At 51.9% G+C, this 19,514-nt stretch carries 18 protein-coding genes; 12 read left to right on the plus strand and 6 right to left on the minus strand.

All coding sequences use genetic code 11. The features are described from left to right. Window positions 1–15 precede the first annotated feature (15 nt). Window positions 16–390 carry an endonuclease domain-containing protein gene (locus EFA69_RS05450; RefSeq protein WP_123132091.1) on the plus strand — a complete coding sequence of 125 codons (375 nt, stop codon included), beginning with the start codon at window positions 16–18 and terminating at the stop codon, window positions 388–390. A gap of 436 nt (window positions 391–826) precedes the next feature. Here the strand turns inward: EFA69_RS05450 and EFA69_RS05455 are convergent, their stop codons facing one another. Beyond that, window positions 827–2,074 (minus strand): DEAD/DEAH box helicase, encoded by a 1,248-nt coding sequence (locus EFA69_RS05455; protein WP_123132092.1) that lies wholly within the window; start codon window positions 2,072–2,074, stop codon window positions 827–829. Between the two features lie 322 nt (window positions 2,075–2,396). Here EFA69_RS05455 and EFA69_RS05460 point away from each other — a divergent pair, with 322 nt between their 5' ends. The 3 genes from EFA69_RS05460 (at window position 2,397) to EFA69_RS05470 (ending at window position 5,854) form a co-directional block, all read left to right on the plus strand. Continuing rightward, window positions 2,397–2,831: a hypothetical protein gene (locus EFA69_RS05460; protein ID WP_123132093.1), complete on the plus strand. Its 435-nt coding sequence runs from the start codon at window positions 2,397–2,399 to the stop codon at window positions 2,829–2,831. Further along, a complete protein-coding gene (locus tag EFA69_RS05465; RefSeq protein WP_123132094.1) occupies window positions 2,819–4,135 on the plus strand; it encodes a hypothetical protein in 1,317 nt (438 codons plus the stop codon). The genes EFA69_RS05460 and EFA69_RS05465 overlap by 13 nt, the downstream gene beginning before the upstream one ends. A gap of 147 nt (window positions 4,136–4,282) precedes the next feature. Continuing rightward, window positions 4,283–5,854 (plus strand): serine hydrolase, encoded by a 1,572-nt coding sequence (locus EFA69_RS05470; protein WP_123132095.1) that lies wholly within the window; start codon window positions 4,283–4,285, stop codon window positions 5,852–5,854. 157 nt (window positions 5,855–6,011) lie between these two features. Here EFA69_RS05470 and EFA69_RS05475 read toward each other — a convergent pair whose 3' ends face one another. The 3 genes from EFA69_RS05475 to EFA69_RS05485 all read right to left on the minus strand — a co-directional run bounded on the left by EFA69_RS05475 (window position 6,012) and on the right by EFA69_RS05485 (window position 10,951). Further along, window positions 6,012–7,568 carry a glycoside hydrolase family 10 protein gene (locus EFA69_RS05475; protein WP_123132198.1) on the minus strand — a complete coding sequence of 519 codons (1,557 nt, stop codon included), beginning with the start codon at window positions 7,566–7,568 and terminating at the stop codon, window positions 6,012–6,014. A gap of 686 nt (window positions 7,569–8,254) precedes the next feature. After that, entirely contained in the window at window positions 8,255–9,175 is a 921-nt protein-coding gene (locus EFA69_RS05480; RefSeq protein WP_123132096.1) for a serine hydrolase, read from the minus strand. A gap of 120 nt (window positions 9,176–9,295) precedes the next feature. Next, window positions 9,296–10,951: an AsmA family protein gene (locus EFA69_RS05485; RefSeq protein ID WP_123132097.1), complete on the minus strand. Its 1,656-nt coding sequence runs from the start codon at window positions 10,949–10,951 to the stop codon at window positions 9,296–9,298. A gap of 105 nt (window positions 10,952–11,056) precedes the next feature. Between EFA69_RS05485 and EFA69_RS20415 the strand changes: the two genes are divergently transcribed. From EFA69_RS20415 to EFA69_RS05510, 6 genes are all read left to right on the plus strand, one after another. Next, window positions 11,057–11,194 carry a hypothetical protein gene (locus tag EFA69_RS20415; RefSeq protein ID WP_221175676.1) on the plus strand — a complete coding sequence of 46 codons (138 nt, stop codon included), beginning with the start codon at window positions 11,057–11,059 and terminating at the stop codon, window positions 11,192–11,194. Between the two features lie 34 nt (window positions 11,195–11,228). Then, entirely contained in the window at window positions 11,229–11,738 is a 510-nt protein-coding gene (locus EFA69_RS05490) for a DUF2628 domain-containing protein (protein ID WP_123132098.1), read from the plus strand. 136 nt (window positions 11,739–11,874) lie between these two features. Continuing rightward, window positions 11,875–12,993 carry a serine hydrolase domain-containing protein gene (locus EFA69_RS05495; protein WP_123132099.1) on the plus strand — a complete coding sequence of 373 codons (1,119 nt, stop codon included), beginning with the start codon at window positions 11,875–11,877 and terminating at the stop codon, window positions 12,991–12,993. 169 nt (window positions 12,994–13,162) lie between these two features. Beyond that, window positions 13,163–13,516, plus strand: a complete 354-nt coding sequence (locus EFA69_RS05500) for a YciI family protein (protein WP_123132100.1) — start codon at window positions 13,163–13,165, stop codon at window positions 13,514–13,516. Further along, the gene (locus tag EFA69_RS05505) at window positions 13,500–14,765 is read left to right on the plus strand and encodes an RNA polymerase sigma factor (RefSeq protein ID WP_123132101.1); all 1,266 of its coding nucleotides are present in this window, start codon (window positions 13,500–13,502) and stop codon (window positions 14,763–14,765) included. The genes EFA69_RS05500 and EFA69_RS05505 overlap by 17 nt, the downstream gene beginning before the upstream one ends. A 78-nt stretch (window positions 14,766–14,843) precedes the next feature. Beyond that, entirely contained in the window at window positions 14,844–15,737 is an 894-nt protein-coding gene (locus EFA69_RS05510) for a carbohydrate kinase family protein (protein ID WP_123132102.1), read from the plus strand. A gap of 198 nt (window positions 15,738–15,935) precedes the next feature. Here the strand turns inward: EFA69_RS05510 and EFA69_RS05515 are convergent, their stop codons facing one another. Both EFA69_RS05515 and EFA69_RS05520 read right to left on the minus strand, forming a co-directional pair. Continuing rightward, a complete protein-coding gene (locus tag EFA69_RS05515) occupies window positions 15,936–16,418 on the minus strand; it encodes a hypothetical protein (RefSeq protein WP_123132103.1) in 483 nt (160 codons plus the stop codon). Between the two features lie 223 nt (window positions 16,419–16,641). Beyond that, complete coding sequence (locus EFA69_RS05520; protein ID WP_148041270.1) at window positions 16,642–17,376, minus strand: hypothetical protein; 735 nt, start codon at window positions 17,374–17,376, stop codon at window positions 16,642–16,644. Window positions 17,377–17,910: 534 nt separating this feature from the next. Between EFA69_RS05520 and EFA69_RS05525 the strand changes: the two genes are divergently transcribed. Together EFA69_RS05525 and EFA69_RS05530 are read left to right on the plus strand one after the other, a co-directional pair. Continuing rightward, window positions 17,911–18,936 carry a sensor histidine kinase gene (locus tag EFA69_RS05525; protein WP_123132105.1) on the plus strand — a complete coding sequence of 342 codons (1,026 nt, stop codon included), beginning with the start codon at window positions 17,911–17,913 and terminating at the stop codon, window positions 18,934–18,936. A 10-nt stretch (window positions 18,937–18,946) separates the two neighbouring features. After that, on the plus strand, window positions 18,947–19,402 hold the full coding sequence (locus EFA69_RS05530) for a response regulator (protein WP_123132106.1): 456 nt from the start codon (window positions 18,947–18,949) through the stop codon (window positions 19,400–19,402). Window positions 19,403–19,514 lie beyond the last annotated feature (112 nt).

The raw sequence follows: 19,514 nt of genomic DNA on the forward strand, positions 1-19,514 counted from the left end.
TCGTAAATAGCTCGAATGCCCAACAGAATCATACCATATCGCCAAGATTTAAGGGAGAAGGCCAGATACCTTCGCCAGAACAGCACCTTGGCAGAGGTGTTGCTGTGGGAAGAAATCAAAGACAGAAAATTAGGCTTTCAATTCCACCGGCAGGTGCCAATGCTCCACTACATCGTTGACTTTTACAGCCATGAATTGCAACTCGCCATAGAAGTTGACGGGGATAGCCATGATGATAAGGTAGCGTATGACCAACAGAGGGAGCAAGAGTTAAAAGCGTATGGAGTGAAGTTCCTCCGGTTTGAAGACATTGATGTGAAGCGGAATATCAGATATGTGGTGGAGGAGATTTACCACTGGATAGAGGAGCATAAGAACCAGCAGAAGTGACTCTCCTGTGTATATATTATCAGTATCTCAGCAAAATAATCTACCAAGCACAGATTCCCCCTTACAAGCATAGATCCTCCCCTTGCAAGCACAGATTCTCCCCTTGAGGGGAGCGAAGAGGGGTGTTTACACCTGCAGGTCATGGCGTTCCCAACTATGGCGCGGAAATTACTTCTGGGTCATAAAAGAAGAATATTTAACAATGCGTACTCTCCTGTGTAAACACCCCTCTTTATCTCCCCTCAAGGGGAGAATCTGCGCTTAGAGAGAGTTATCGTTTACCTCTTACTTTCTTGATAAATACCTCTCATTTTTTATTAATAAAGGTTTCCTAAAAGGAAGCCCCTCTCCTACCCACCCATAAAACCCAAAAGCCGTTTAGGGGCTGTTTTTGGAAAAACAGCCCCTAAACGGCTTTTGCAAATGTACTTCGCTCCTACTTCTTCCCCTTCGGTTTTTTCTTGCCTTTCTTCTGGTTCTCAAACTCCTCTACTTCGCGCAGCAGAGATTTCAAGTCAGGTTTTACCTCGGCGGAGAAGTCAATGGTGGCGGTGTAGTCGCCTTTTTCTATTTCCAGCACTTTGATGGGTTTGCCCAGGTATTCTTCAATCTGGTCCAGGATGGGTTTTTCCTCGGGGCTGCAGAACGAGACGGATTTTCCTTTCTGGGTGCCGCGGCCGGTGCGGCCTACGCGGTGCACGTAGTTTTCGGGCACGTCAGGCAGGTCATAGTTCACCACGTACTCCACGCTGGGGATGTCAATGCCGCGGGAACTCACGTCGGTGGCGATGAGTACTTTCACGTCGCCGCGTTTGAAGCGGTTGAGGGAGTTGAGGCGGTCTTTCTGGTCTTTGTCGCCGTGCAGGGTTTCGGTGGTGATGCCCACGCGTTCCATGGCGCTGTGCACGCGCTCGGCCCGCACCTTGGTGCGCACGAACACCAGTATTTTGCTGCCTTCGTTCTCTTTCACCACGCGCTCCAGGAAGAAGCGCTTGTCATCCATGCCCACATAGGCCACCGAGTGGTCCACGTTCTTAGATACGGGGTCTTTGGGCGAAATCTGGATTCTAATGGGCTTGGTCACGAGCGAGTACGCCAGGTCTTTGATGTGCTCATTGATGGTGGCCGAGAAGAACAGCGTCTGCCGCTTGCGGGGCAGGTGGCGCAGCACGTCGCGTATGTCTTTGATGAAGCCCAGGTCCAGCATGTGGTCGGCCTCGTCCAGGATGAGCATTTCTACGCGCTCCAGCCGGATGTGCCCTTGGCTCACCAGGTCAAACATGCGGCCGGGCGTGGCCACCAGCACGTCTATGCCGTCTTGCAGTTTCTCAATCTGGGGGGCCTGCTCCACGCCGCCAAACACGGTCATGGTCTCTACGCGGGTGTGCTTGCCCAGCGTGTGGAACACCTCGGTGATCTGGATGGCCAGCTCGCGGGTGGGCACCATGACCAGGCACTTGATGCCGTCTTGCCGGCCGTATTGCTTACGCTCATGCAGCAGGTGCAGCACGGGTATGGCAAACGCGGCGGTCTTGCCCGTGCCCGTCTGCGCGATGGCCAGCACGTCTTCGCCCTTCAAGATGGGCGGAATGGCTTTGAACTGGATATCGGTGGGTTTCTTGAAGCCCAGTTTGTCCAGGGCTTTCTTGATGGCGGGGTTGATATGGTAATCCTCGAATTTCATGGGCGCAAAGGTTCCGGCCGGCGGCCGAGGTGGTGGCGGTTCTCCCCTTTTACGGTTCCCCCGCCGAAACTTCTGCAAAGGTGCGATTTCTTTCTGGGTTTTGCAGGCGGAGGCGGTGGTTTTGCGTTTTGGGGCTGTTTTTGGGAAAAGAGGTGGGAAACAGAATGAAATACCTTATATTGTATTTCGAAAACCATATATTATTTAAGTGCAGTTGATTCTTATTTTGAAAGGTTAACTGCATTGAACAAATTCAGTGTAACCAAAATGATTGTAGTGATGCAGTTATCAAAAAATTGATTTCTATTGAAAATCATCAACAATGCCATATACAACAGATACCAAAATTGAAATTGAGTTAAAAGAAGAATCAAAGACAACATATATTATTTCTTCTCAACATCGCGCAACAGGAAATCCAAAAAAAACTGTATGGACAATTGATTTCAATGAAGAAGTTGAATGCTTTAAACAATCAAAAATATCGGAGTGGATACAAGATAATTATAGTTGGGGAGTAAAAGCAATAGATTCTGTTCTACAATATATTGGGCATAACTTTGAGAATGAAACCCTCAAACTAGCAAAATTTGTTGATGGGAACGAAAATGATATTTGGCATGGGTACCCAGCCGATTACCTAAGACGGTCTCAAGATAGACCGCCAACTTTTATACTCAAGAGTTGGGTAGACAAAGGATATTTGACTAAAGCAAAAATGAACAAAATAAGAAGAGGACAACCGTGCGACCTTTAAAAATAAGTATAAAAGGAGATTATTATGACTGCCAAATATATCGTGGCAGGTTGTACCTATGGGATTTTGATGGTGGACTAAAAGTATACGATTGGACTTCCATTATTCAAAGTTTAATAAAAAAAGAAACAGACAAAATAGCTTTTACTTTCAGTTTTTTAGATGGTAACTATCTTTATAAATCTTCATTAATTGAACTATTTAAAGATAAAGATTTCAAACAGCTATTGTTAAAAAAATTTCAGAGATTAGAAAATAAAATATTTGAAATCACACAAAACAAATTAGAAAAATTTTTAATTGGAGAACAAGAGACTCCAACAGGAATTTTACCAACTGATACTGAAATTTATAGTAATCAATTATATTTTATTCATGATGAAGGACTTTTTTCAGGTTCCGTCCATCGAGCAAAATCTGAAAAGTATCCTGTAAGTTCAAGACCTGTGAAACTTTGGGACTGTAATTTATTATCTATAAAAGCTAATAAATATCCTCAAATAGCATTGTCAGGTGGAGATGAAGGCCTATTTGAGCTTAATACTTCAAGAGCTCAACCAGAGAATTTAAAAAAAGTAGAGACTAAAAAACCGATTTATCAAGTTAGTAGCGAACATTCTTCTTTTTCTAACTATTCTTATCTTAACATCTACAATACCTCACTTATCAAAGAGTCTTTTTTAGCCACCTTCAAATGGAGTGCAAAGCTAAACCCCACAGGCCAAAAGGATATTTCAAGAAATTTTGAAGAAAAAATCACGGACAAATTTTTATTTAAAACAAATTCAAATCAACATTTTGTAAGCTGGGGAATTGCTGACAAAATTTACAAAGCAAGAAATGGTGGATTTGAAATTATTAAATTCAACAATTATGCTAATGAAGAAAAAGGTGAGGAAAAATTTCAAATATTAACTTCTTTGAATCTTCAAGCTTGGAAAGGAGAAGTCACAAACGGCGGAACAGCATACTTCGGAAATATTGTCGAATGCGAAAACGCATTAATTGTAATTTTAAGTAACAACCAGACAATAACAATCCCTGGACCAATTACGAGATGGAGAGTCTATCCTAGGTCGATTAATTATGAAAATCATTTACACGTTATTCTTGACGAATCCATAGATATCTATTCTTTCAATCAAGACTATTTTTTAAATCAAGAAGAGAAAGCAATTGGAATTCAATTTCGAAATGAGAGGTCTGCTAGTGCACCACGAGGAAGTTATTTTGACGATACTGACGTAAGTTTTTTCAATGATACTGACGAAAGTTTATTTGATGACCCTGACTTGCCTTTTTAATAGTACTGGTGGCAGCAAGCAAACATATTAATGAATATCAAAATATGATTCAAGTCAAAAAGCCTTTTTATGCTAAATAGCAATTTTTAATGTGCTAATAAATGCTCATCATTCAGTTTGCGGACCATTTCCTCAACAAATAACAAAATGAAACCCCTCCTCCTCACCCTCTTCCTCCTCATAACCACCACCCTCGGTTTCACCCAAGGGCTCACCAGCGCGCAGATAGACGAACTGGCGCAGCGCACCCTACAGGCGTTCAACGTGCCGGGCATTGCGGTGGGCGTGGTGAAAGACGGGAAAGTGGTACACGCGGCAGGCTACGGGGTGCGGAGTTTGAACAGCCACGAGAAAACCGATGCGCACACGCGCTTCGGGATAGCCTCTAACACCAAGGCGTTTACGGCCGCGGCGCTGGGGCTGCTGGTAGACGAGAAAAAACTCACCTGGGATGCCAAGGTGCAGGACTATATTCCGGAGTTCAAGCTGTACAACCCCTACGTAACCGAGGAATTCACCATCAGGGACCTGCTCACCCACCGCAGCGGCCTGGGGCTGGGCGCGGGAGATTTAATGCTCTGGCCAGACTCTAACAGTTTCACGCTACAGGATATTATCTACAACCTGCGCCACCTCATCAAGCCTACCTCCAGTTTCCGGAGCAGGTATGACTATGACAACAACCTTTACCTGGTAGCTGGCGAAGTGGTGGCCCGCGTGAGCGGCAAAAGCTGGGACCAATTTGTGGAGGAGCGCCTGCTACAGCCCCTGGGCATGACCGAGACCGCTGCCAGCTATGAGCGCCTGAAAGACCACACCAACGTGATAGACGGCCACGCGGTAGTAGACGGCAAGGTGCGCGTGATTCAACGCCACCGCTCTGCCGTAGACCACGCCGCCGCCAGCATTTACAGCAGCGTGGCAGATTTAAGCAAATGGGTGTTGGTGCACCTGAACCACGGCCGGTACGGAAACGGCCAGCGCCTGTTCTCTGAAGCCGTGAGCAAAGAACTCCAGACCCCGCAAACGCTTATCCCGGTAAATAACCCGGGGCCGTACAACACCCACTTTGCCGCGTACGGGCTGGGCTTCAACCTCTCAGACGTGAAAGGCTACAAACAGCTCAACCACACCGGCGGCCTGGAAGGCATGGTCACCCAAATCACCATGATTCCCGAACTGAACTTGGGCGTTATTGTCCTGACCAACCAGCAGGAAGGCGGTGCGTTCAGGGCCATCGCTGACCAAATCAAAGACAGCTACCTGGGCCTCACCGGCACAGACCGCGTAGCCCAGTACGCCAAAGCCCGGCAGGAGTCGCTGGCCAGCGCCGGCAACGTGACCGATGCCATCTGGAAACAAGTAGCCACCGCCCAGAAGCAGCAGAAAAAGAACCCTAACTACAGCGCCTTTCTGGGTACCTACCGTGACCCGTGGCTGGGCGAGGCCTTGATTTCCCAGAAGAACGGCCAGCTCTGGTTTGCCGCTAAAAAGTCACCTAAACTTTCTGGCGCACTGTTTCCCTACAAAGGCACTACCTACGTGGTAAAATGGACCGAGCGCAGCATGGACGCCGATGCCTTCGTAAATTTCTCGTTGGACTTTGAGGGCCGCGCCCAGGGCATAACCATGCAGCCCATTTCCCCGCTCACTGATTTCAGCTATGATTTTCAGGACCTGAATTTTACCCGGGTGCCGGAGCCTAAAGCAAACCTGTAAAGCATCTTGCGTTTAGGGGCTCTTTTTTGAAAAGAAGCCCAAAACCAGCGCAAGCGCTCTCCCCCCGTTCGTTCTTTCATAAAAACAACTCGGCCTGCTTCCCATCAGAGAAAGCAGGCCGAGTTGTTTTGTAGCGCTATTGAAGCAACCCCCGAGGTTACATACCCGCTTCGGGCAGGGTGGCTTCCTGGCGGTCGCTTTCGTTGCCCATGCGGTCTACGGAGGTAACAGCCACTTTCTTAAGCGGAAGCGCGGCCCCGGCTTTATCGGTGAAGGAGCGCAGCAGCGTGAAGGAGCGGTCGTTGCGGTTCAGGACTTTGTAGTTCCAGGCGTTGCCGTACTGGTAGTATACCACCGTTCTGAACGCATCTTTGGCCTCTTTGGGCACCCACACCACGCGCACGCTGTCGCCCTGCAGTTCTGTGCTGATGGAAGGGGCGGCCGGGGCAACCCGGTCTAACCAGGGGCTGGTGGGCACCAGCGCGTCATTCTTATAAGGTCCGGCCAGCAGGGCTTTGGCCATGGGCGGGTTTTTGGTCACCGAGGAAAGGCTCCAGTGGATCACGCCTTTGCTGCTGGGCAACATGCCGCGCGTGATCATGATCTGGCTCATGATCTCCTGCACGTTGAGCGCGCTGCTGTCGCGGCCCACACTGATGCCGGGCCACAGGTGGCGTTTCATGGTGTTCTCCTGAGACCACCAGCCCAGCAACACCGGGAAACTCTGGTTCATCTGGTTGATCTTCCAGTACAGCTGCGGCGAGAAATAGTCAACCCAGCCTTTGTTCAGCCACAGGCGGGCATCGGCGTAGAGGACGTTGTGCTGGTCAAAGCCCTGCACCGAGGCCGGGTAACCGGGCCGCCAAATCCCGAAGGGGCTCAACCCGAATTTCACATGCGCTTTTTCGGCTTTAATTCCTTTGTAGAGGCGCTCAATGAACTGGTTCACGGCCTGCCGGCGCCAATCTCCCCTGGACAAGGTGCCGCCGCTTTTCTGGTACGCCGCCCAGCTAACATCATCCGGAAAATCCTGGTCGCCGTTGTAAGACGGGTACGGGTAGAAGTAATCGTCAAAGTGCACGCCGTCAATGTCATAGCGCTTCACCAGGTCCATGACCACGTTGTAGGAGTGGTCCTGCGTGCCCTGTTGGGCGGGGTCCAGCCAGTAATAGCCTTCTTTCAGGTGCACCACCAGCTCGGGGCGCTTCTTCACAATAGACTGCTCGCTTACAGGGCCACCGGCCACGTGGTGGGCGCGGTATGGGTTGAGCCACACGTGCAGTTCCATGCCACGGTCATGGGCGGCTTCGGTCCAGAACTCCAGCGGGTCATAGTACGGGGCCGGGGCTTTGCCCTGCTCGCCGGTGAGGTAATAAGACCAGGGCTCCAGGTCACTCTTATAAAGCGCATCGGCCTGCGGCCGAACCTGGAAAATGACCGCGTTGTAGTGGTGCTGTTGCAGGAAATCCAGCAGTTCAATGGCTTCGCGCTGCTGCTCCTCAGTACTGAGACCGGGTTTGCTGGGCCAGTTGATGTTGGCCACCGTGGCTACCCAGGCGGCCCTGAATTCAGTTTCGGCTTTGGAACCGGGGGCCGGGGGACTTGGCTGCGCCGCGACTGGCTCCTGCGGAGCGACGGGCTTGGAGGTGGAGCAGGCCTGCAGGAACGCGAGGCAACAGAGGCTCACAAGGGAGAACAGAAGGTTTCTGTGCATGGGGTTTAGGTTTGGTGAGAGTTTGGTGTGCTGCATGCCTGCAGGAACGGCGGCTAAATTATGCAGCAAACCTGGTGGGAAGCAACCTTTCTTGGGCTGTTCCAGCGTTTTAGGGCTAAATTCCAAAAAACGGCCCCTAAACGCCACCCTCCCCGCACTGGTGACAGCAAACCCCGCCAAACCGAAAGCCCTTTCCTGTAGCGGAAAAGTATTGTTAAAATACAGTGAGGTGCAGCGGAATTACGCTAAGGTGACACGGATTGAGAGGGTGGTCTGTAACCCATCCCTGCCCCTCCCAGGAGGGGAGTTATCTACTAGCATAGGGTAAGTGAGGGGTTAAGCTGGTGGAGCTTGATTAAAGTATGAATAGGCTGATGTATATTTTTTTGTACGCATTTCGTCCCCCTTGGAAGGGATTGGGGAATGATTTCTCGTCCTGGAAATGGCGTTCCCGTTGTAGGGGCAATCCCTTGTGGTTGCCCTTTATGTGAGAAACGAATCTGCTCTATAGCTAAAGACATAGGCTCTTCACCGGCCTTTGTCATCCCCCTACCCCCTTCCAAGGGGGACGGAATGCGTGCCTAATGCTAGGTATAAATTTTCCTCTGCCAATTTCCCCATTTCTACTACCATTACCGGAAACTCCCCTCCCGGGAGGGGCGGGTTTTCACAGATAGACGGTAAGCTTATTTGATCAGTTTGGGGTCTACGTAGGTGCCGTAACGGGTGGCATTGCCCAGGCGCCAATAATACTGGTACAGCACCGCAGATACGTCTTCCAGCACCCGTTCGGCTTTGCCGGGCACCTTGTAGTTTTCCATGATGGCTACGGCGTAGGGCCGTTCGGGCAGCAGCACCAGCGCCCACTCCGTAGACACACCGTTCAGTACCCCAGGCTTGAAGGCCAAAGGTACGGAGGCAGGCAGACCGGCGGCCAAACGGCTGGTCTCGCGGTTGGTTTTCTGCAGAATGGAGATGATCTCCGCGGAAGCAGCTTTATTGAGGAACTCGCCCTTGTAGAGCAACTGTAGCATTTTAGCGGCCTCTGCGGGGGTGGAGATGTTTTCCTCGCCCCTGCCTGAAGCGGCGGCCTGAATCATCTTGCGCTGCACCCGCGTCTGTTTCAGGCCCAGACGCTGCATAGTAGCATTGATAGAAGCCATGCTCACCAGATCTAGCAAGGTGTTGGTGGCGGTGTTGTCGCTGAGGGCAATCATGAGCACGGCCAGGTTCCGGATACTGAAGGAAGTGGTATCTGGCAAGTCTTTGATGATGCCCGTGCCGCCCACCCGGTTTTCCGGGGCAATGGCCCGCAGATCAGTGAGCTTGAATTTTCCCGCCTGCGCCTGTTGGTACACCTCCAGCAAAATAGGCACTTTAATGGCACTCGCCTGCGGAAACACCACATTAGGGTTAAAGGAAATGGTTTCGCCGGAGGTTAAGTCTACCGCCACCAGCCCCGTGAGTGCCGGCGATGCCTCCAGTATCTCCTTCAGTTGCTGCTCGGTTTTCTGGCGGAGCATTTCTCTGGGTTGCTGTCCGTGCGCGTTCATCATTCCGAAGACCAAAAAGAGACACAGCAAAAACAGGGAAAGGGCATTTTTCATGGGGCAGGTTAGGCAGGCAACTATATCTGATGCCTCAAGGTAGGGGTTACCGCCCTAACTTCAAAAATGCCGGAGCTGTGCGAAGAAGTGAATGCCTTACCAGTGCGGCGACGGCCCGGGTTATGTGGGCGCTCCAATTACGGAGAGCACGCCGTTAGCCAGGCAGTCTTTCCAGTAAGCCAGAAAAGAACGCCCGTGTTTACGGGTCACCTGAATAGTGCCCTGCCGGGGCGCTTTGCCGTCTTGCTCGCTTTCAGATTTGAGCACCAGCTTGTTGGCCACCAGCGTTTTCAGTTTCTTTCCCAAAGACTGCTTCCGTTCCGGCGACTTGTTTAAAAGATCTACCTTGAAGTTGTCATACTGCAATTGGATGGAGCCACGGGCTGAGGTCTTGGTGAGTTCCATCTGAAACGCGCCTTTCTGTAAATAGCCGCTCTTCACGCGCACAAACATGCTAGGTTCCAGGATGGGATTAAGAATAGCCGGATTTCCGCCCCCAATGTTGCCTTCCATAGAGTGGTGTCCGTTGGGGTCTAGCAGCGCCATTTTAACAGTGGCTTCCAGTTTGGCTTTGCCCATGAGCAGGCCTCTGGCTTTCAGCACGGCAGGTTTCTTCACGGTATTCAGGCGCGGATCATTGGTGAGGTTGCTGAGGGAAAGGTCAATGTTACTAGCCATGACGTAGCCAGTCTGAAAGGCTTTCTCGGCCAGTTCCTCGTAGCGCACCGCCAAATTCCGGACCTCGGCCTGCAGGATGTTCAACCCGAAGGACAGTTGCCGGACAAGGTCATGGGGCAGCAAACCACTGCCTCTGGAAACAAAATTCTTCCCGTCTTTGAAGGCGCTCACCCGTGGGTTTTGCAGCACCAACCGGCCCATTGACAGATTAGAGTTCTGAAACAAATCTCTGAAATCCAATTTAGTGAGCTGCACCTCCGGTACCCGCACGTTGAACCGCGTCACCGCCTTGCCCGCCCTTCTGGACATAGCCCGGGCACTACGCAACGGCACCAATTGCAACTGACGCAGGGAAGCCTGCTGCTGGCGCGTATCTACCCGCACGGCCTCTGACCGGAGTTGGTAATTCCCATCCGGTAACTGTAGCGTTCCCTTTTGGGCAATTACCTCAAGGCTTTTGCAGTAATACGCCCGCGCGGGGTCTGCGTAAGAGGCACTGTCTAACTGCCAGTCATCGGCGTAGCCCGTGATTCCCGCCAGCGCAATGCGTTCTGTCTTAGGCATGGAGAGTGCTCTGTACTGGAATCTGCCGTTTTTCACTTGCACTTGCCGCACCCGCAGGCCCTGGAGCTGGGGTCCGGCCCGTTCGTGCAGGGGCTGACTAGTGGTGTCTTTTTTCATCTCCTGCCAGGTGAGCGCCGGTTGCTCAAGGATGATAGTGCCCAGATGAAGATCACGGCCTAACAGCAGTTTCAGAAAGTTGAGGCCCTGCACGCGCACCCGTTCTGCCCTGGCCCAAGCAAGGCTAGCGGGCGCGTCTTGGGGTGATTTCTGCTCTACCCGTTGCCAGAGGGCACGGTCGGGGGTGAGGATGACGGAGTCCAGCGTAGCCGAACCCGCCAGCAGGGAGAGGTCCAGTTTTTTGATCTGGAGTTGGTACAGTCCCTTTGATTTGGCATGCACCTGGTCCTGCAGTTTCTGCGTGGCCCAGCCCTCCAGGTTCAGCGCCGCTCCCCACAGCAAGCCTACCAACGTGAGCACCACAGCCACGCCCCAATACAGCTTCTTGCCGGTACTCTTTTCTGGTGTCTGTTCCACGGTTCAGGTTTTGTGCCTCCCCTTCTACGGGCGCTCGGCGTTTTCTTTTCGGCCTGAAGCTTTATTAGGAACATTTATGGTGAATTCTGTCAGCAGCTTGCGTTCATGCAGCAGCTTGCGTTCATGATGGCTTTGGTTCGTCACAACCTGGGGCGTTTAGCGGCTCTTTTTCCTAAAACAGGGCAAAAACAGGGGATTGCTCGCCGCAGGCACCGCCGTCTGCCCGAAGTGCCGTATCTTTAGGAATCTGAAAGTACCGCTTACGAACGAACTACCTATGCAACCCCACGCCCCGCAGCCTGAGCCAGACGACACCGACGATTATTTCCATGCCTATTTCGGCGCAGACGCCGAGTATTATATGGATAGATTGGAGCAGTACCGCCAGGGCCGGAAACTGATGTTCAACTGGGGCGCCTTCTTCTTCGGGATTGCCTGGATGCTCTACCGGAAACTGTACAAGGAAGCGCTGCTGGCCATGGCCACCATTGTGGTGCTGTCTTTTCTGGTGGAGCGGCTCATCCAAACCGCGGGGCTTACCGGCGGCGCGGCGCTTCTGGCGAACAATGCCTTCACCATTGGCTGGAGCCTGTTGCTGGGTTTTATAGGGAACTGGCTTTACCTGCGCCAGGCCCACATTCAGGTGCAGAAAGTGTTGGCGCAGGCCCCTGGCCAACAAGCCGCCTTTGCGCAGCTTCAACAAATGGGAGGCATCACGTTTATCCCGCACATCATAGTGGCGGCCCTCATAGCGGTGTTGCTGCTACTCACGCAGTTCTCCAGGTAGCCGCCGCGCGATAACCGTTTAGGGGCTCTTTTTTGAAAATTAGCCCCTAAACGCCCACGCTTCGCTGGCTATCTCCATGGAGGCAGTGCAACATTGCGGCACAACTGTTATCTTGTTTGCACTAACCTTTGGATACATGCGGCAGAGAACACGAGTTGCGCAGCTGGCCGGCAGCCTGCTGCTGGTTTCCCTTTTATTTTCGTCTTGCCAGGTGGGGCGGTTTATCTACTACAACTTCGCCAACATCACAGATTACAAGATTTTCCCGTCCAGGCCCCTGACGGGCAGCAGCGCTCCGTTCCGGTTCCCGCAGAGTTCCAGGCCCAACGTGCCCAACGCGTTGACGGCCATTGCCCCCACCGAGCAAGCCGTGGAACAGTTCCTGAAGGACAACAAAACGGTGGCGTTTCTGGTCATCCACCGGGATTCTATCCAGTATGAGCGCTACTTCAACGGGTATGAGGAAAGCTCTACCGTGGCGTCTTTCTCCATGGCCAAATCGGTGACGTCTATGCTGGTGGGCTGCGCGGTGGAAGACGGCCTGATCAAGTCGGTGGAGGAGCCTCTCACCAATTACCTGCCCCAACTGAAACAGAACGGGCTGGAGAACGTCACCATCCGGCACTTGCTGCAGATGACCAGCGGCATTGAGTTCAATGAAAGCTACGTGAACCCCTTCGGCCACGCCGCCAGCTTTTACTATGGCCGTAATCTGCGCAAATCCATAGCCAAGCTGAAGCCCGAAGTGGCCCCTGGCACGCGCTTCCAATACATCAGCGGAAACACCCAACTCCTGGGGGCGGTGTTGGAGAAAGCGCTGGCCGGCAAAACCATTACCACTTATTTACAGGAGAAGCTCTGGGGACCCATGGGCATGGAATATGACGCCAGCTGGAGCCTGGACAAAAAGAAAGACGGTCTGGAGAAAACCTTCTGCTGCCTCAACGCCCGCGCCCGCGATTTCGCCAAACTGGGCAGACTGTATCTGAAGCAAGGCAACTGGAACGGCAAACAGCTCATTCCCGCCAGTTGGGTGCAGGAATCCACCAAAATAGACACCACCCAGGGCAGCGCCTGGCATTACCAGTACCAGTGGTGGTTTCCGTCTAACCAAGGCGATTACATGATGCAGGGCATTCTGGGCCAGTACGTGTACGTGAACCCCGCCAAAGATTTGATCATTGTGCGGTTGGGTAAAGACTACGGAGACGCTGGCTGGCCCGGCCTCTTCACCAGAATTGCCGCCAAGTATTAGTTTGCGTTTAGGCTGCCTTTTTCCGGAAACAGAGGCAAAACAAGACTGCATCGCGAAAGCGGCCGCTTGTGTTTCTGCTATCTGAAAAAAAATCTGCTTCCATCTGTCCAAAAACTATTCCCTCCGTGGTCATAGCCTTAAAAGAACCTATCAACCCAAACTTATCCGTATGAAAAATTACCTGTTACTCTTGTATGACCACGTAGACACGCTGCAGGAAATGTCACCAGAGGAAATGCAGAAACTGGTGCAGGCGCACATGCAGTGGACCGAGAAACTGGCCCAGTTGGGGCACTTGCGGGGCGGAGACGGACTGGAGGAAACCGGGGCGTACATCAAAGGCAAAAACGCGCTGGTTACGGATGGCCCTTTCATTGAAACGAAGGAAATGATTGGCGGCTATTACCTGTTGCAGGCGGAGAGTCTGGAGCAGGTCGTGGAGCTTGCCAAAGAATGCCCTTGTCATTTGTGGGGCGGCACCACCGAGGTCAGACCCATCATGGACTATGCCCCACCCGCCTAACCCTTCCTCGGCGCAGCCGATTTTCTCCACCGAGCACCTCTTCCGGGAAACCTACGGAGAGGTGTTCTCGCTGTTGTACCGCCGCTACGGACCTGCCCACCAGGAAAGCATAGAAGACGCGCTGCAGGAGGCCTTCTATGCCGCCCTCAAAGTATGGCCCACCAAAGGCCTCCCCCAGAAACCGCAGGCCTGGCTCCTGACCGTGGCGCAGCACAAACTCCTGAACCACCTCAAGCGCAGCAACCTTCACCAGGCGGCCGCGCAGCAGTATGCGCAGGAAAACCCAGCTGTAGCCCTATGCGAAGGGGAAACCCAGGAGAGTCAATTGCAATTGCTGTTTGCCTGCTGCCACCCCAAGCTTTCTGAGTCGGCCCAAATCATTTTCGCGCTGAAGCACCTGGGCGGTTTTGGCGTGGAAGAGATTGCGCAGGGGGTGCAGCAAAGCAAAGAAGCAGTGTACAAAAGCCTGCAACGCAGCAGGAAGTTCTTCCAGACGCTCTCGCCAGACTTTATGGAGCTGGACATCCAGGCGTCGCCGGATAGGTTGCAGAATGTCTTGCGCATCCTGTACCTGCTTTTCAATGAAGGGTATGACACCACCCAGGGCAACAACCTGCTTAACAGAGACATCTGCCTGGAGGCGGTACGGCTCACACACTTGCTCCAGGAGAAAATGGGCCAGCAACGGCTGGAAGTCCGGCACTTGCTGGCGCTTCAATATTTTCAGCTTTCCCGGTTTGAGACGCGCTTGGATGACCAAGGGCGGTTTGTGCCTCTTTCCCGCCAAGACCGGAGCCAGTGGGACAAACCACTCATCAGCCGCGGTTACCATTTCCTAAAAGAGGCGTTCCCCCGGCAACTCAACCCCTACTATTTACAAGCCTGCATTGCGGGTCTGCACGCCGCTGCCCCCACCTACGCCCAAACCGATTGGTGCGCCATCAAACGCCTCTATGACCTCCTGTTGCAGCAGAACAACAGCTTTATCATTGCCCTTAACAGTGCCATTGCCGTAGCCGAATGTGATGGCGTAGCCCAAGGCATCAACCTGCTGCTGGACTTGAAAGAAAGCGCCGCCCATTATTACCTGTACCACATTGCCCTGGGCGATCTGTACCACCGGAGCAGGCAACCCGCCCAGGCCAAAGCCTGCTACCAGACAGCCCTACGCCTCACCTCCTCCCCGGCCAGGCAGGAAATCATCCAGCAGAAGCAGGAGCAAGTGCCCACCTCACAACCAGAAGCTTAATTGCGTTTAGAGCCTGCTTTTCTGAAATCGGGGTAAAAACGTACCTTCACAGAGGGAATCAATTCACCCTTTTAGTCTATGCCTAAGGAAATTGTATGTTTCGGGGAGATGCTCTGGGATCTTCTGCCCACCGGCAAACTGCCCGGCGGGGCGCCCATGAACGTAGCCGTTCATCTTACCTACCTAGGGGAGCGCGTTCACCTTATCAGCCGGCTTGGGCAGGACGCTCTGGGCCAGGAACTCACTTCGTTCCTGCAACGGAAAGGACTTGGGCTTGCCTTGGTACAGACAGACGCCACCACTCCTACCGGCACGGTAAAGGTGAATGTATCTGACAAACACGAGGTCCGGTATGAGATTGTGGCTCCCGCCGCGTGGGATTTCATTTCTTATAGCGAGGCGGCCGCCCAGACAGTCTCCCGCAGCCATGCCTTTGTGTACGGGAGTTTAGCGGCTCGGCACGAGGTTACGCGGCAGACGCTTCGGGAGTACCTGACGCGGGGCAACTTGAACGTGCTGGACGTGAACCTCAGGCCTCCCTTCTATAGCCAGGAACTACTGGAGGAGCTCTTCTCGGCCGCTCATATCGCCAAGATGAACCACCACGAACTGGCAGAAATCAGCGCTTGGTACGGCCCCGCCGTTGATCTGCGGGAAAGCATGCGTTTCCTGCGCCAGCGCTTTAACGTAGAGCTGCTCATTGTGACCCAAGGGGAGAACGGCGCTATGGTCCTGCAAGGCGACCACTTCTATGAGCAAGCGGGTTTTCCGGTACCGGTGCAAGACACCATTGGCAGCGGCGATGCTTTTCTGGCTTATTTCCTGCACGCCCTCCTACAGGGCGAAGGAGTAGCCACCGCTTTACGGAAAGCCTGCGCCGCCGGTGCTCTGGTAGCCACCCATACGGGGGCCACCCCCCAACTCACGGAACAAGACCTCCAGACATTTCTGGCAAACCAGCGTCACCCTTAATAACCCAATTCCTTACTCAGTACTTTTTTGGGTTGCCGAGAAAGCTTGCGTTTAGGGGCTCTTTTTCCTAAAACAGGCCAAAACTGGATCTCCAGCGGTTAAGTTGGAATGAACATCCACCACGTTTCCTTCCTGTTGGATTATAGGCACAAAAAAAGGAGACCCAACTCAATGGACCTCCTTTTTGGTTAAGAGCAATTAGCTTTTCTGTTCAGCTTTCTGCGCTCTGTTTTTCATCTTATGCCCTTTGTGGCCGCCTTTTCCTTCAAATCGGCTGGCTCTGGCTTTCTGGTCGTTCTGGTATTGGGCGTATTGCTCTTTGGTCAGGATCTTCTGGAACTCAGCGTTCCATTGCTCGTGCTTGGCTTTCATGGCTTCCCGCTGCTGTTGGTTACCGGGAGCGTTGGCATCACGTTGTGCCTTGAAAGCCGTTCTTTCCTGCGCCTGCTGCAAATACAGGGCTTTCACTTTCTCCTGCTGCGCCTGCGTGAGGTTGTACTTCTTCGTCAGCATCTGGGCTCTTTTCTCGGCTTTCTGCTCAGGGGTAATGTTTTCTTTTCTACCTCCCTCGCGGCCAGAGCGCTCTGTGCGGGCTTTTCTTTCTTTAACAGGCGCATCTTGCGCAAATGAAGTACCGGCTACCAATAAACCAAGCGACAACATTACAAATACCTTTTTCATCTTCGTATCTTTTTAAAGGGTTGATTTTTTTCTAGCGAAGCGATCGTCATCGCTTCGTTTCTTCCCTCTATTCAAAGCCCGTGCCAAAAATGAAAAACGGGGCGTTTAACCTATCAATGCATCACCAGACACTATCTGATTGAATGGAAATTTTCTTTTTAAATACGCCACTAAAGCATTGGGTTACTCCACCCTTTTATCTGCCCTTGCCCCAAGAAAGAGCTTATTTCTGGATTCCTAGTGCCAGCGGGGCATTTGGTGTAAATACCTCTGGGGTTGGGGAACCTGATGCAACTGGCTTGCTACTCCCCAAACCCGCTTGCTCCTGGATTCTTTGGTTCACCAGCACCGTGCTGGTATGGACAAAATATAAAAACCAACCCACAATGCCCATGAACTTGAAACCGTCTTCCAGCAGATATTCCAGCTCAGAGGTTTGGTTGGGTGCCACCACGTCTACCAGCATGGACAAGCCCAGAAAGCCCAGGGAGGAAACCAATACTAGAAAGGAGGAAGCCAACAATCTCTTCCTGAACGTGAACAGGAACGCCAGGATCAGGCACGGGTACAGGGCAGTGGCTACGCTTTCCGGTATGCCTATATAGTTAGGGAAAGCTTCTTCGTGCAGCATGAACAGGTCGTCCAGAAGGATGAAGAGCGAGAGCAACCCGGCGTAGAAAGCGAAGACAGCCGTTTTTTGTTCGCCTCTGGCTTTCAGGAGCCACGCGCTGAACAAACTAACGGACGCGGTTGCACACCACAGCAACACCCCCAGATTAGAAATGAGGCCGTGGTAGAATTTACCGCCGGCCACTGCCGTGGCATCTCTGGTGAGGGTGCTCACGTTCACCCAAGGCTGTACCCCAAGCAGTCCAAACCCCACCAACGGGAATAGATACAGCAAACTGACCCGTACCACAACTGATTTTTGATTATGAAGTAGATGTCTAATATTCATAAAAGTCTATTTTTAGTATTTCCTCCCCCCAATGTCCCATAGACATAACTTTATAGCGCTGAACTAATTTAATAATAATTTCTTAACATTTTAATTTTGCTTATAATAATTTAAACTATACAAATAAAAAAATCCCCAAAGGAATGAAAAGGGCTACACCTAGTGACCCTATCTCTTTAGAGCCTCAATAAATCAAGGAGAGGATAAAAGAATGATTAACTAATAGAGGACTTGCCTATGATACCCATAGGAATGCCTTCCTCATCTTCACTAAGCCCGCCTCTTCCTAAGGATAGTCTCAAGGTCTGTACCCAATGCAGGAGAGAACACTCCTGGCTACAGCATATATTAGAAAGAACCTATTTATAGAATAAATTTTATATTAAATTATAATATCAGACTATTGTTCTATAAATTTAGGCTTCAAAATAAAGAACCCTTTTGTAGCCTTAGATAGCCCTGGCCAAAGTGCCTGAACGCTACCCTTATTTCTGGAAAGGCATATTAAGGGGGATTGATTTTCTACAGTAGATAATGCACGGCATTTTATCCATACTTACAGCTGCTCTGAGCGTTCCCTTACAGGTTGCCCTGTCTGGAGGAGCTATTGCGTTGGCGCTGCTCCTGTGCATGGGTTTCGTGTGGAAATTCAGTTTTGCCCCGAAACTGGAAAAACGGGCGCTAAACGCAAATCCTGCCATAGGGGCTACCACTATTCCCTGGATGGACAGTGCAACCTTTACCGGCCCTTTACCGGCAGAGCCTTTCTCCAGCGGCTTGGCCCATGAACTTCTGAACCCGGTTAATTTTGTCTCGGCGGGAATTGATGCCCTCACCCATAATTTCACGGAGTTAAAGGAAGCCATTCAGAAAAGCGCCCCATTGCCGTCAAAACTACAGGAAGGCCAAGCACAGCAACAGCACCTGAGCGAGCTCCTGCACGAGTGTGACCAACTGCTTTCCAGCATCAATAAAGGAGCCAACCGCATCAAAGAGGTGGTCCAGAGCCTCCACCAGTTCAATAAATTAGACGCGTCTGCCCTGCAACCTACCCTCTTGCACCAACAGCTAGATGCAACGATAGACCTTCTGCAAGCTCAACTGAAGGACAGAATAGAGGTTGTAAAAGAGTATGGCGCCACGGCCCCGGTCTACTGCTACCCCGCGCTGCTCAACCAGGTGTTCATGAACCTGCTCACCAATGCGGCGCAGGCCATTGCCGGCACGGGCACCATTACCCTTAGAACTTTTCTGGATCAGGACGAAGTGGTGATTCAAGTGAAAGATTCCGGCGCAGGAATGTCACCGGAGGTGAAAGGCAGAATCTTTGAGCCCTTCTTCACCACCAAAACTACCGGCTACAACAGCGGGCTGGGCCTTACACTCACCTACGGCATTCTTCTGAAGCACCAGGGCAGCATAGAGGTCGAAAGTTCCCCCGGTTTGGGCACTGAATTCACCCTTCGGCTACCGCAACATCTGAATAAACTTTTAGCATCTGAACCGGCGGTCACCTCCCCTGCCCACGCGCAGGAAGCACCTGACCTAGTCACTCTTTAAAACAGACAAAATGCAGAATTCCCCCTATCCCCATTCCCCTGCCGCCCTGGGGCAGGAAAAGCCCAGCATTCTTTTTGTTGATGACGAAGAAGATAATCTGGTAGTCTTCCGGTCTATGTTCAGGCGCCATTTCAAAGTGTTCACCGCCATGTCTGGAGAAGAAGGCCTGCGCATCCTCAACTCCGAGGACATTTCCCTGGTCATCACAGACCAACGCATGCCTAAAATGACGGGTATCCAGTTCCTGAAGAACCTCCCCCCCAGCAAAGACGCCATCCGGATAATCTTAACCGGCTACAGCGACATGGATTCTGCACTGGAGGCCATCAATCACTGCCAGGTGTACCGCTACCTCCTAAAGCCCTGGGACAAGGAAGAGCTCAAAACCATCATGGAGGGGGCAGTAGAGGAGCACCGCCAGCGTAGGGCCCACCGGGAGCGGGTATCAGTGTCTGCCGCTTCATAAATTGCTGGAAGAAAGACAACAAACCCTATCCTTCTTGCAAAGGATAGGGTTTGTCATTAGCTTGATCAATAGACTTATTTAACGGGGGGATGATGGCGTGAAAGGAAATACA

It is taken from the genome of Rufibacter immobilis (genome assembly GCF_003721565.1).
GTDB lineage: Bacteria > Bacteroidota > Bacteroidia > Cytophagales > Hymenobacteraceae > Nibribacter > Nibribacter immobilis.